The 13,093-nt window shown below is 70.3% G+C and carries 10 protein-coding genes; all 10 read right to left on the bottom strand.

The genetic code is table 11. The features are described 5' to 3' along the window. Positions 1-38: 38 nt before the first annotated feature. Complete coding sequence (gene ftsZ / locus OG430_RS35480; protein ID WP_327356744.1) at positions 39-1,247, bottom strand: cell division protein FtsZ; 1,209 nt, start codon at positions 1,245-1,247, stop codon at positions 39-41. Between the two features lie 276 nt (positions 1,248-1,523). Beyond that, positions 1,524-2,324: a cell division protein FtsQ/DivIB gene (locus tag OG430_RS35475; RefSeq protein WP_327356743.1), complete on the bottom strand. Its 801-nt coding sequence runs from the start codon at positions 2,322-2,324 to the stop codon at positions 1,524-1,526. A gap of 14 nt (positions 2,325-2,338) precedes the next feature. Next, entirely contained in the window at positions 2,339-3,433 is a 1,095-nt protein-coding gene (gene murG, locus OG430_RS35470; RefSeq protein WP_327356742.1) for an undecaprenyldiphospho-muramoylpentapeptide beta-N-acetylglucosaminyltransferase, read from the bottom strand. A 6-nt stretch (positions 3,434-3,439) separates the two neighbouring features. Then, complete coding sequence (gene ftsW, locus OG430_RS35465; RefSeq protein ID WP_327356741.1) at positions 3,440-4,774, bottom strand: putative lipid II flippase FtsW; 1,335 nt, start codon at positions 4,772-4,774, stop codon at positions 3,440-3,442. 56 nt (positions 4,775-4,830) lie between these two features. After that, positions 4,831-6,258: a UDP-N-acetylmuramoyl-L-alanine--D-glutamate ligase gene (gene murD, locus OG430_RS35460; RefSeq protein ID WP_327356740.1), complete on the bottom strand. Its 1,428-nt coding sequence runs from the start codon at positions 6,256-6,258 to the stop codon at positions 4,831-4,833. Further along, positions 6,255-7,325, bottom strand: coding sequence for a phospho-N-acetylmuramoyl-pentapeptide-transferase (mraY, locus tag OG430_RS35455; RefSeq protein ID WP_327356739.1), 1,071 nt, complete (start codon positions 7,323-7,325; stop codon positions 6,255-6,257). Before mraY ends, murD begins: the two co-directional genes overlap by 4 nt. Then, positions 7,322-8,725, bottom strand: a complete 1,404-nt coding sequence (locus tag OG430_RS35450) for a UDP-N-acetylmuramoyl-tripeptide--D-alanyl-D-alanine ligase (protein ID WP_327356738.1) — start codon at positions 8,723-8,725, stop codon at positions 7,322-7,324. The genes mraY and OG430_RS35450 overlap by 4 nt, the downstream gene beginning before the upstream one ends. Before the next feature lie 4 nt (positions 8,726-8,729). Beyond that, entirely contained in the window at positions 8,730-10,394 is a 1,665-nt protein-coding gene (locus OG430_RS35445) for a UDP-N-acetylmuramoyl-L-alanyl-D-glutamate--2,6-diaminopimelate ligase (protein ID WP_327356737.1), read from the bottom strand. An 18-nt stretch (positions 10,395-10,412) separates the two neighbouring features. Then, the gene (locus OG430_RS35440; protein ID WP_327356736.1) at positions 10,413-12,380 is read right to left on the bottom strand and encodes a peptidoglycan D,D-transpeptidase FtsI family protein; all 1,968 of its coding nucleotides are present in this window, start codon (positions 12,378-12,380) and stop codon (positions 10,413-10,415) included. Between the two features lie 4 nt (positions 12,381-12,384). Beyond that, complete coding sequence (locus OG430_RS35435; RefSeq protein ID WP_327359364.1) at positions 12,385-12,960, bottom strand: FtsB family cell division protein; 576 nt, start codon at positions 12,958-12,960, stop codon at positions 12,385-12,387. Positions 12,961-13,093: the final 133 nt, after the last annotated feature.

Genomic DNA, 13,093 nt, shown 5'->3' with positions numbered 1-13,093 from the left:
ACAACACAGTGTCGTGCTCGGCTATCACTTCAGGAACGTCACTTCAGGAAGTCCGGGACGTCGAGCTCCTCGGCCTGGCTGTCCTGGTAGGGACGGGCCGGCGGAACCTGCGGCGGCGAGACCGGCGCGGACGGGATCTCGCCGGCCGGGGCGGATTCCGCGACCGGCTCCGGGGCGTCCTCGCGTGAGGTGACGCTGCCGAGCGATCCGAAGGCGGGGCGCGACTCGCTGCGTACCGGCGTCGGCTCCTCGCGCTTGCTGGAGGAGGCGCCGATCACGTTGTCCCGCTTGGCCGGTGGCTGGCCACCGTCGAAGCCGGCCGCGATGACCGTGACCCGGACCTCGTCGCCGAGGGCGTCGTCGATGACCGCACCGAAGATGATGTTCGCCTCGGGGTGCGCGGCCTCGCTCACCAGCTGGGCGGCCTCGTTGATCTCGAAGAGACCGAGGTCGCTGCCGCCGGAGATGGAGAGCAGCACACCGCGGGCGCCGTCGATGGACGCCTCGAGGAGCGGCGAGGAGATCGCCATCTCCGCGGCGGCCACCGCGCGGTCGTCGCCGCGGGCCGAGCCGATGCCCATGAGGGCCGAACCGGCCTCGGACATGACCGACTTCACGTCGGCGAAGTCGAGGTTGATCAGGCCGGGCGTGGTGATGAGGTCGGTGATGCCCTGGACACCCGAAAGCAGCACCTGATCCGCGGACTTGAACGCGTCCAGGACGCTGACCTGACGGTCCGAGATGGACAGCAGGCGGTCGTTGGGGATGACGATGAGGGTGTCGACCTCTTCGCGGAGTTCCGCGATGCCGTCCTCGGCCTGGTTGGCGCGGCGGCGGCCTTCGAAGGTGAAGGGCCGGGTGACCACGCCGATGGTGAGCGCGCCGAGTTGGCGCGCGATGTTGGCGACCACGGGGGCGCCGCCGGTACCGGTGCCGCCGCCTTCACCGGCGGTGACGAAGACCATGTCGGCCCCCTTGAGGACCTCCTCGATCTCCTCGCGGTGGTCCTCTGCCGCCTTGCGGCCGACTGCCGGGTTGGCGCCTGCGCCGAGGCCGCGAGTGAGTTCGCGGCCGACGTCGAGCTTGACGTCGGCGTCGCTCATCAACAGAGCTTGCGCATCCGTGTTGATCGCGATGAACTCGACGCCCTTGAGGCCAACCTCGATCATCCGGTTGATGGCATTGACACCACCGCCGCCGACACCGATGACTTTGATGACTGCGAGGTAGTTCTGCGGTGCTGCCACGTCGAAGGCCTCTCGCCTCGAGTTACGTGTCGCCGCCTCGCCGTGCGTGCGCTGCGACGACTGATGCCGAATGGGACGGTCCGAACGCCGACCCGAACCCTAACGCTGAAGTTTAGGGTTACCAGTGTGTCTGTTCCCTGGACTCTTCCGAACAGGACACTAAGTCGACAAGTGGCGCACGTTCAACGAACACGCCGAACCTCCCGTTTTTCTTTTCACCCTATGTGATCAGCCGTTGCGCTGACCAACCAGGGTGCTGGCCAGGAAGGATGCGCGTCAACTCCCTGACGCGGCAGGGGCGGTGGGCGCGCTCACATCGAAGTGGCTGGACTTCGACGCGGCTTTCATCAGGGCGGCAAGTGCCGCGGCCTTCGCGTCACCCTTCTCGCCGCTTCCCCAGTCGACGGTGCGACCGCCGCTCAACTCCAGGGAGATGGAGTCATATGAACGCACTTCGATGACGCGGGCGTCCCGGGCGACCGCATCGGGAAGGTCACCGGCCACGCGCACCGCCTCGTGCAGCAGACGATCGGCGCCGAAACGGCTGAGACTCGGCGACGAGCCGGCGTTCAATTCGAGGAGCGGAACGCCCTTCGGCGCACGGGCGACAGTGGCGAACCGCACTCCCCCGGCGTCGACTTCGGTGAACTTCCCGCCCTTTTCAATGAGGAGGACCGGCTTCCGCTCGGTCACCTTCAGGCCGATTCCGTGCGGCCAGGAACGTACGACATCAACGGAGTCGATACGCGGCAGCCGCTGCCTGAGTCGTTCCTCAATCCCGTCCGTGTCGACGGAAATCAGCGGTGCGCCGACCGGAACCTCGGCCGCCGTGCGGACCTCGTCGGGGGTCAGCACCTCGGTGCCCGAGGTGCTGACGCGCTCCACGCGCAGCCACTGCGAGCCGTAGAGCACCCACACGGCACCCGAGCCGAGGAGCACGGCCAGGACCAGACACAGGATCAGCGTGCGCCGCTGGGGCAGCTTCAGGCGTCGCCCGGACTGCGCGGGGCGGGGTGGGCGGGCCGGTGCGTTCCCGCGTTGACGTTCGCCGCTCTTGACGGCGCCGGGACCGGCCACGCTCCCCTGCCTTCTCACGCCCTGTGGCGTGCCGCAATCGCCTCGTAGACCATGCCGACGAGGAGGTCGTCGGCGTCCCGGCGGCCGAACTCGGAGGCGGCGCGGGACATCTCGTACAGCCGGTGCGGATCGGCGAGCACCGGCAGCACGTTGTGCTGGACCCACTCCGGGGTCAGTTCGGCGTCGTCGACCAGCAGTCCGCCGCCGGCCTTGACCACCGGCTGGGCGTTCAGCCGCTGTTCACCGTTGCCGATGGGCAGCGGGACGTAGGCGGCCGGCAGTCCGACGGCGGAGAGTTCGGCGACGGTCATCGCGCCCGCGCGGCACAGCATCATGTCGGCCGCGGCGTAAGCGAGGTCCATCCGGTCCACGTACGGTACCGGGATGTACGGCGGCATCCCGGGCATCTGCTGCACCTGCGGCAGTTCGTTCTTCGGGCCGACCACGTGCAGGATCTGGATGCCGGACTGCTGCAGCAGCGGCGCGACGCGCTGGACGACCTCGTTGAGGTGCCTGGCGCCCTGCGAACCGCCGGAGACCAGCAGCGTCGGCAAGTTGGGGTCGAGGCCGAACGCGGCGCGCGCCTCGGGGCGTACGCGAGCCCGGTCCAGGGTGGCGATGGTGCGGCGCAGCGGGATGCCGATGTAGCGGGAGTTGCGCAGCTTGCTGTCGGGCGTGGAGACCGCGACGGCGGCGGCGTACCGCGAACCGATCTTGTTGGCGAGCCCTGGGCGGGCGTTGGCCTCGTGCACGATGATCGGCACGCCGAGCCGCTTGGCGGCCAGGTAGCCGGGCAGCGCGACATAGCCGCCGAAGCCGACGACCGCGTCCGCCTTGGTGCGCTCGAGGATCTGCTCCGCCGCCTTGATGGTGCCGCGCAGCCGTCCGGGGACGGTGATCAGCTCAGGGGTGGGCTTGCGGGGCAGGGGTACGGCGGGGATCAGCGCGAGTTCGTAGCCACGCTCGGGGACGAGCCTGGTCTCCAGGCCCTTCTCCGTGCCAAGGGCCGTGATGCCCACGGTCGGGTCCTGCCTGCGCAGGGCGTCCGCGAGGGCAAGCGCGGGCTCGATGTGGCCGGCGGTCCCCCCACCGGCGAGTACGACATGCACCGAAATTCACCGCTCTCCGGACGGTCGCGCCTTGACGCGCCGCCTCATCGTGTTCCATCTCACCGCAGCCCGCTTCCTACCAGATGCGGATGACCGCAAGGCAAGAGCCGCTCGCGCCCCGGGCTCCTCACGCGCGAACGCGATGAGCAGCCCGATGGCGAACATGGTCGGCAGCAGGGCGGAGCCTCCGTAGGAGAACAGCGGGAGGGGGACACCGGCGATCGGCAGCAGGCCGAGCACCGCACCGATGTTGACCACGGCCTGGGCCGTGATCCAGGTGGTCACACCTCCCGCGGCGTACCTCACGAAGGGGTCCTCCGTGCGTCCGGCCACGCGGATACCCGCATAGCCTAGAGCCGCGAACAGGGCGAGCACCGACAGCGTCCCCGCCAGGCCCAGTTCCTCCCCGGTGATGGCGAAGATGAAGTCGGTGTGCGGTTCAGGGAGTTGGCCCCATTTTTCCACACTTGCGCCCAGACCGGAACCGAAGAGTCCGCCTGAGGCGAGGGCGTAGATCCCGTGCAGTGCCTGCCAGCACTGGTCGCCGGGACCGGGGTCGGAGGCCCCCATGCACGCGAGGCGGGCCATGCGGTTGGGACTTGTCCTGATCAGGATGAAGCCGATGACCCCGGCGACGGCGAGCACACCGCCGAAGAGCCGCGTCGGCGCTCCCGCGAGCCAGAGCAGGCCGAAGAGGATGGCCGTGAGAATAATCGCGGTTCCCATGTCGCCGCCGAGCATGATCAGGCCGAGCAGCATGAAGGCGACGGGCACGAGCGGCACCAGCATGTGCTTCCACTGGGTCAGCAGCCGCTTGTCCTGCTTGCGGGCCAGCAGGTCCGCGCCCCAGAGCACGAGCGCCAGCTTGCCGAACTCGCTCGGCTGGAGCTGGAACGGGCCGCCGAGCGAGATCCAGTTCTGGTTGCCGTTGACCGCATGCCCTATCCCCGGCACCTGTACGAGGACCATCAGGAAGACGCTGCCGACCAGGATCGGATAGGCCATCGCGCGGTGCAGCTTCACCGGCATCCGCATCGCGACGATCAGCAGGATGGTGCCGAGCACGGCCGCGAGGAACTGCTTGCGGAAGAAGTACGAGGCGGGCAGGGCGTACTTGAGCGCCGTGATCTGCGAGGCGGAGTACACCATCACCAGGCCGAGCGTGGTGATGAGCAGGCTGCCGCCGAGGATCAGGTAGTACGCGGTGAGGGGCCGGTCCCAGGCGCGGCGGGCGCGGGCGTAGAGCCGCCGCACCGGGTTGTCGCCGGGCGGGCGCGCCCCTGGTGTCGGTCGCGCCCGGCCGGAGGGCCGCCGCGCCGTGCTGATACGGCTCGCACCCATCTCGTGTCCCCTCCAGTCGTGCCCACCGCCACTGGCCGTGGTGCCCGGCCGGTGGACTAGGGGCGTTCCGCGCCGAGTGCGCGGACCGCGTCCGCGAAGGCCTCGCCGCGCTTGTTGTAGTTGGTGAACATGTCCATCGAGGCACAGGCCGGGGCCATCAGGACCGTGTCGCCCGGCTCCGCGAGCCGAGCCGCCTCCTGGACCGCCGCGGACATCGCCCCAGTGTCGGTCCGCTCGAGGTCGACCACGGGCACCTCGGGCGCGTGTCGCGCGAGGGCTTCGCGGATCAGGGCGCGGTCGGCGCCGATGAGGACGGCACCGCGAAGTCGCTTTGCCGACTTCTGCACCAGTTCGTCGAAGGTCGCACCCTTGGCGAGACCGCCGGCGATCCACACGATCGATTCGTACGCCGCCAACGATGCCTCTGCGGCATGGGTGTTGGTGGCCTTGGAGTCGTCGATGTACGCGACTCCGGCGACATCCGCGACGTGCGCGATGCGGTGCGCGTCGGGCTGGAAGTTGCGCAGACCGTCGCGCACGGCGGCCGGTTCGACGCCATACGCGCGCGCGAGGGCCGCCGCCGCAAGGGCGTTGGCGATGTTGTGCGGCGCGGGCGGGTTGACGTCGGAGACCTCGGCGAGCTCCTGGGCCTGCTTCTGCCGGTCGGCCACGAAGGCGCGGTCGACCAGGATGCCGTCCACGACGCCGAGTTCGGAGGGGCCGGGCGTACCGAGGGTGAAGCCGATGGCGCGGCAGCCCTCCTCGACGTCGGCCTCGCGAACCAGGTTCTCGGTGGCCCGGTCGGCGACGTTGTAGACGCAGGCGACCTGATTGCCCTCGTAGATGCGGCCCTTGTCGGCGGCGTACGCCTCCATGGAGCCGTGCCAGTCGAGGTGGTCGGGCGCCAGGTTGAGGACGGCGGCCGAGTGGGCCCGCAAGGAGGGCGCCCAGTGCAGCTGGTAGCTGGAGAGTTCCACGGCGAGGACGTCGTGCGTCTCCTCGCCGAGGATCACGTCGATGATCGGGGTGCCGATGTTGCCGACGGCGGCGGTACGCAGCCCGGCAGCCCGAAGGATCGAGGCGAGCATCTGCGTGGTCGTGGTCTTGCCGTTGGTGCCGGTGATGGCGAGCCAGGCCGCCGCGTCCGGGCCGCGCAGGCGCCAGGCGATCTCCACGTCGCCGACCACGTCGACGCCCGCCTGTGCGGCGGCGGCGAACAGCGGTGACTCGGGCTTCCAGCCCGGCGACGTGACGACGAGATCGGTGCCTTCCGGGAGCGTGACCGCGTCCCCGAGACGTACCGAAATGCCGTCCTTCTCGAGCGGGACGGCACGCTCGCGGTGCGCCTCGCTGTCCCCGCCGTCGACGACGGTCACCGAAGCGCCGAGGCCGGCCAGGGCGCGGGCGGCGCTGATGCCGCTCACGCCGAGACCGGCGACGGTGATGTGCTTGCCCTGGAACTCCGAAGGCTCAGCGGAGGTCACTTGTCAGCTGCCCATCCTGCGTAGAAGAGACCGAGACCGACGATCACGCACATGCCCTGGATGATCCAGAAGCGGACCACGACAAGGACTTCGGACCACCCCTTGAGTTCGAAGTGGTGCTGCAGCGGCGCCATGCGGAAGACGCGCTTCCCGGTGAGCCGGAAGGAGCCGACCTGGATGACGACCGACATGGTGATCAGGACGAAGAGGCCGCCGAGGAGCGCGAGGAGCAGCTCCGTGCGGGAGCAGATCGCGAGGCCGGCGAGTGCGCCGCCGAGGGCCAGCGATCCGGTGTCGCCCATGAAGATCTTGGCCGGCGAGGTGTTCCACCACAGGAAGCCGAAGCAGGCGCCCATCAGGGCGGCGGCCACGATGGCGAGGTCGAGCGGATCGCGCACTTCGAAGCAGGCCGACGGGTTGGTCAGCGTCGCCGCGTTGGCGCAGGACTCCTGGAACTGCCAGACGCCGATGAACGTATAGGCGCCGAAGACCATCACGGAGGCGCCGGTCGCGAGACCGTCCAGGCCGTCCGTGAGGTTCACGCCGTTCGACATGGCGAGGATCATGAAGAGCGCCCAGACCACGAACAGCACCGGGCCGATCGACCAGCCGAAGTCCGTGACGAACGACAGCTTGGTGGAGGCCGGGGTGTTGCCGCGGGCGTCCGCGAACTGCAGCGCGAGCACCGCGAAGGTGATGCCGACGATCAGCTGACCGGCCATCTTGGCCTTGGCCCGCAGACCGAGCGAGCGCCGCTTGATGATCTTGATGTAGTCGTCCAGGAAGCCGACCACGCCCATGCCCGCCATGAGGAAGAGCACGAGCAGACCGGAGAACGTCGTCGGCGCTCCGGTGATCAGCTTCGTCGCGAAGTACGCGATGATCGTCGCCAGGATGAAGGCGATGCCACCCATGGTCGGCGTACCGCGCTTGCTGGCGTGCTCGCGCGGGCCGTCGTCCCGGATGTACTGGCCATAACCCTTCTTGGCCAGGAACTTGATGAGCAGCGGGGTTCCGACCAGGGTCAGGAAGAGCCCGATCACACCCGCGAAGAGGATCTGCCTCATCGGCCGGAGACCTCACCCTCGAGCAGCGCGAGCGCGACCTGTTCCAGGCCCACCGACCTGGAAGCCTTCACGAGCACGACGTCTCCCTCGCGCAGCTCGCTGCGCAGCAGGTCGACAGCCGCCTGTGTGTCGGACACGTGCACCGACTCCTCACCCCACGAACCCTCGTTGTATGCGCCCAGTTGCAGCCAGGACGCTTCCCTGCCCCCGACCGCGACGAGCTTGCTCACATTGAGCCGGACGGCAAGGCGTCCGACCGCGTCGTGCTCGACGAGCGCCTCGTCCCCGAGCTCGGCCATCTGTCCGAGCACCGCCCAGGTCCGCCGCCCCTTGCCCATCGCGGCGAGCGCACGGAGCGCGGCACGCATGGACTCGGGGTTCGCGTTGTAGGCGTCGTTGACGATCGTCACGCCGTCCGCGCGCTCGGTGACCTCCATCCGCCAGCGGGACAGGTTCCCCGCCTCGGAGAGCGCCACGGCGATCTCGTCCACGGACATCCCGATCTCATGGGCGACGGCGGCCGCGGCGAGCGCGTTCGACACGTGGTGCTCACCGTACAGGCGCAAGGTCACGTCACTGCACCCGGAGGGTGTGTGCAACGTGAAGGCCGGGCAGCCCTGTTCGGTGAGACGGACGTTCGTGGCGCGTACGTCGGCGTCCTCGGCCTCTCCGAAGAGGGTCACGCGGGCCTTCGTACGGGAGGACATGGCGCGGACGAGCGGGTCGTCGGCGTTGAGCACCGCAACCCCGCCGAGGTCAGCTGCCGGCAGGGCCTCGACCAGCTCGCCCTTGGCCTGCGCGATCTGCTCGCGGCCGCCGAACTCGCCGATGTGCGCGGTGCCGACGTTCAGCACCAGGCCGATCTTCGGCGGGGTCAGGTCGGTGAGGTAGCGGATGTGGCCGATGCCGCGGGCGCCCATCTCGAGGACCAGGTGCCGGGTGTCCTCGGTGGCGCGCAGCGCGGTGATCGGCAGGCCGATCTCGTTGTTGAGCGAGCCCGGCGTCCACACCGTGGGCGCCTTGCGCTGCAGGATCTGCGCGATCAGGTCCTTGGTGGACGTCTTGCCCGCCGAGCCGGTGAGCGCGACGAGGGTCGTGCCGAGGCGGGCCACGACGGCGCGGGCCAGCGCGCCGAGGGCGACCTCGACGTTGTCGACCACGATCGCGGGCACGCCGACGGGCCGGGTGGCCAGGACGGCCACGGCGCCGGACGCGACGGCGCGCTCGGCGTAGTCGTGACCGTCCACGTGCTCGCCCGCGAACGCGGCGAACAGGCCGCCGGGCTCGACCTGGCGGGAGTCGATGACGACGGACCCGGTGACCTGCTGTCCGGTGTCCGGTATGTCATGGGGCTGCCCGCCGACGACGGTGGCGATCTCGGCAAGGGAGAGGGCGATCACTGCTTCATCCCTGGGTGGTCTCAGTGGCGGTGCGGCGGCTGTGCTCGATGGCGGCCCGCAGCACGGCACGGTCGTCGAAGGGGCGTACCACTCCGTTGATGTCCTGTCCCTGTTCGTGGCCCTTGCCCGCGACGAGCACGGTGTCGCCGGGCTCGGCGCGTGCGACGACCGAGGCGATGGCGGCGGCCCGGTCCTCGAAGAGCACGACGTCGCCGCGCTCGTGGACCGGCACCTCGGCGGCGCCCGCGATCATCGTGGCGAGGATCGCGAGGGGGTCCTCGGAGCGCGGGTTGTCGGAGGTGAGCACGGCGGTGTCGGCGAGCCGGGCGGCCGCGGCGCCCATCGGGGCCCGCTTGGTGGTGTCGCGGTCGCCGCCGCAGCCGAGCACGATGTGCAGCTTGCCCTCGGTGACCTTGCGCAGGGCGCGCAGGACCGATTCGACGGCGTCGGTCTTGTGGGCGTAGTCGACGACGGCCAGGTAGGGCTGGCCCGCGTCGATGCGCTCCAGGCGGCCCGGGACGCCGGGGACCGCCGCGATGCCGTCGGCCGCGGTCTGCGGGTCGATGCCGGCGGTGGCGAGGGCGACGATCGCCGCGAGGGTGTTGGCGACGTTGAAGGGGCCGGCCAGCGGGGACTTCGCGGAGATCCGCTCCCCCTTGGGACCGACCGCCGTGAAGGTGGAGTCCATCGGGCCGACCACGACGTCCGAGGCGCGCCAGTCGGCGTCCGGGTGGCCCTCGGCCGAGAAGGAGATCACCGGCACGGTGGCCTCCTTCACCAGGCGGCGGCCGTACTCGTCGTCGAAGTTGACGACCCCGAGCTTCGACCGCTCCGGCGTGAAGAGCTGCGCCTTCGCCCGGAAGTAGTCCTCCATGTCGGAGTGGAACTCCATGTGCTCCGGGCTGAGGTTGTTGAAGACGGCGATGTCGAAGACGCAGCCGTCCACCCGCCCGAGCACCAGGGCGTGGCTGGAGACCTCCATGGCGACCGACTCGACGCCGCGCTCGCGCATCACCGCGAACAGGGCCTGCAGGTCGGTGGCTTCGGGGGTGGTGCGCTCCGACTTGATGCGCTCGTCGCCGATGCGCATCTCCACGGTGCCGATCAGACCGGTCTTGCGTCCGGCGGCCTGCAGCCCGCCCTCGACGAGGTACGCCGTGGTGGTCTTGCCGGACGTGCCGGTGATGCCGATCTGCAGCAGGGCCCGGCCCGGCCGCCCGTAGATACGTGCCGCGAGTTCGCCCATGCGGCCGCGCGGGTCGCCCACCACGAGGACCGGCAGGCCCGTCGCGTTGGCCCGGTCGCGGCCGGCCGGGTCGGTGAGGATCGCGGCGGCACCGAGGTCGGCTGCCTGCGCGGCGAAGTCGGCGCCGTGCAGCCGGGCTCCGGGCAGGGCGGCGTAGACGTCGCCGGGGCGTACCGCGCGGGAGTCATGGGTGATCCCCGTGACCTCTGCGCTGCCTGGGGCGTCGACACCCAGCTGCTCGGCGAGGGCCGCGAGCGGCGTCGCCTCGACCTGGTCCGGCCGGGGCGGTCCCGGATAGGTCACGGGAACGCCCTTCTGGGTGGTTTGGGACTGATCAGCTTGTGGCACGGCGGTGAGCGTACCCGCCGACCCCGGCGTGTTGCGAAATCCGGTACCGGGGTTCCCGGGCGGGGGGATGTTCATTGTCACTGCCTTACCTGCTCAGTCTTCCGGTTCGAAGGTGACCGGCAGCCCGGGGGCCTTGCTGCCGGTGGGGGCCACCTGCAGGGTCTTCAGGGCGAATTCCATGACCTGCTTGTAGATGGGGGCGCAGATCTGGCCGCCGAAGTAGTTGCCCTTGGTCGGGTTCTGGATCGCGCAGTAGACGGCGATACGAGGCTTGTCGGCGGGCGCGAAGCCGGCGAAGGACGAGGTGTAGCCCTTGTAGCGGCCGGTCTTCGGGTCCACCCGGTTGGCCGTGCCGGTCTTGCCCGCGACCCGGTAGCCCTCGATCTGCGCCTTGTTGCCGGTGCCCTCGGGGTCGTCCACGACCGACTGCAGCATCTCGGAGACCGACTTGGCCGTCTCCTCGCTGACGACCCTGCTCTTCTTCGGCGCGGGCGTCGGGGTGAAGCGTCCGTCGGGGCCCTTGGTGCCGCGTACGAGACTGGGCTCCACGCGTACGCCGCCGTTGGCGATCGTCGAATAGAGGGACACGGCCTGCACCGCGTTCAGCGAATATCCCTGGCCGAAAGGCACCGTGTACTGCGTCGATGTCGACCAGGTCTCGGGCTTGTGCAGGATGCCGTCGTTGTCGCCGGGGAAGTCGAGGCCGGTGGGACTGCCGAGGCCGAACTTGCGCATGTACGAGTAGAGGACCTGATTGGCCTCCGCCTGCGTCTTGCCCAGCTGCTGGGTGGCGAGGATCGTCCCGATGTTGCTGGACTTCGCGAGTACGCCGCTGAGCGTGAGGTACCAGGTGCGGTGGTCGATGTCGTCCTTGAAGAGCCGGTCGCCGCGGTGCAGCCGGTTGGGCACCGTCACATGGGTGTCCGGCGTGGCGGCCTTCTCCTCGAGGACCGCGGCCATCGGGACGATCTTGCTGGTGGAGCCGGGCTCGTACGCGTCGTGCAGCGCGGGGTTGCCCAGGGCCGCGGGGTCGGCCTGCGACAGGTCGTTGGGGTCGAAGCCCGGGGCGCCCGCGAGGGCGAGGATCTCGCCGGTCTTCGTGTCCTGGACGACCACGTAGCCGCGGTCCGCCTTGGACTTCTGGACCTGCGCGGTCATGGCCTTCTGGGCGACCCACTGGATGTCACGGTCGATGGTGAGCTCGATGTCGGAGCCGGGCGTCGCGGGGTTCTCCCGGCCACCTGCCGTGGGCACCCTGCGGCCGCCGGACTGGGCGTAGGTGATCTTGCCGTCCTTGCCGGCGAGATCCTTGTTGAACTGGTACTCGATTCCGCCGCCGCCCTTGCCGTCGGCGTTGACCCAGCCCAGTATCCCGGCGGCCAGATCGGCGTTCGGGTAGATCCGCTTACTGCTGGGCTCCTGGAAGATCCCGGCGAGGACGTTGGCGCCGCCGGTCTTGTTGGCCTTCTCGCCGAGCGTGGCCTTGAGGTCCTTGATCTCCTTCCAGACCTGCGGCGTCTGCCGGCGGGCGAGGAGCGCATAGCGGCTGTCCGGCTTCTTCAGCTTCTTGGCGAGCTCCGCCGCGTCCTGGTCGACGATGGGGGCGAGCAGGGCCGCCGCCTGTTCGGGCGCGTCCTTGGTCTTGCTCTCCTTCGCCGTGAACATCGACGGGTCGGCCGTGATGTCGTACGCGTCGACGCTGATCGCCAGCTCGGAGCCGTTGCGGTCGGTGATCCCGCCCCGCTCTGCGGTCAGGGTGTGGCTGAAGTAGCGGTTCTTCTCGGCCTTGGCGGCGTACGTACTCGCATCGACGGCCTGCACCTGCAGCAGCCGTACGACGAAGGCCAGCATCACCAGGGTCAGGCCCAGACTCACCAGGCGTAGCCGCGGGCGCGGGGAGCCGAGGCGGATGGTGCGCGCCGGGCCCGCGGGCCGCGGACGCTTGGCGGCGGGCCGCCCGGAGGGGCCGGAGCCGGGCCTGCGCGGGGCGCCGGGGCGGGCGGAGCGCTCGGGCTTCGCGGGGCCGGGCACGCGGCGGCGCGGCGGTTGCCTGTCGGTCACGGCGTCACCTCGCGGGGGTCGAGGGGGCGGGCGCCGACGCCGGCTTCGGCGAGGGGCGCACCGGTTGCGGGGCGAGCGGGGTCCGGGCTGCCTGCGGGGTGGCCGAGGCGGGTGTGGAGTCGAGTGCTGAAGCGGGGGCCGACGCCTTGGTGAGCGGCTTCGCCGAGGCGGGCGGGGCCGACGCGATCGGAGCCGCAGCGGGGGCCGAGGGCGTACGCATCGCGGAGGGGTCGGCCTGGGCCGCGCCCGGCGCTCCACGGACCGTGCCGTCGGGGTTCAGGAAGGCCGGGCTGCCGCCGGGCACCATGCCGAGCTCGCGGGCCCGGCGCTCGAGGGCGTCGGGCGCGGAGTAGCCGTCGACCTCACGCTCCAGCTCCTGCTGGGTGTCGGTGAGTTCGGTGGTCTCCTTCTTGAGCTTGCTGAGCCGGAACGACCCCTCGTTCAGGGCGGAGTTCAGCACGAGCAGCGCGATCAGGCCGCCGCCGAGCAGCAGCACGACCAGGAGCACGAAGGGCGTCCGCGCGGCAGTCGCGGGCCCGGCCGGGAACAGCCGCGCGAGCCGCGCCGCTCTCCCCCGCATCGGCGGGTTGCCGCTCACGAGTTCTCCTCCCGGCGCAGGCTCACGCGCTGTCCTCCTGGCTCACGCAGTGCACTTCCGGCTTGTACGTCCTCGGCTCACGCGGCCCGTACGTCCTCGGCTCACGCTGTGTGTC

The sequence above is a fragment of the Streptomyces sp. NBC_01304 genome, assembly GCF_035975855.1.
GTDB lineage: Bacteria > Actinomycetota > Actinomycetes > Streptomycetales > Streptomycetaceae > Streptomyces.
This window is presented reverse-complemented; position numbering and strand designations above follow the sequence as displayed.

Coding starts and splice junctions, on each gene's coding strand:
- ftsW (WP_327356741.1), bottom strand. CDS start 4,774: ATGGGTGCGAGCCGTATCAGCACGGCGCGGCGGCCCTCCGGCCGGGCG.
- mraY (WP_327356739.1), bottom strand. CDS start 7,325: ATGAGGCAGATCCTCTTCGCGGGTGTGATCGGGCTCTTCCTGACCCTG.
- OG430_RS35445 (WP_327356737.1), bottom strand. CDS start 10,394: ATGAACATCCCCCCGCCCGGGAACCCCGGTACCGGATTTCGCAACACG.
- OG430_RS35435 (WP_327359364.1), bottom strand. CDS start 12,960: ATGCGGGGGAGAGCGGCGCGGCTCGCGCGGCTGTTCCCGGCCGGGCCC.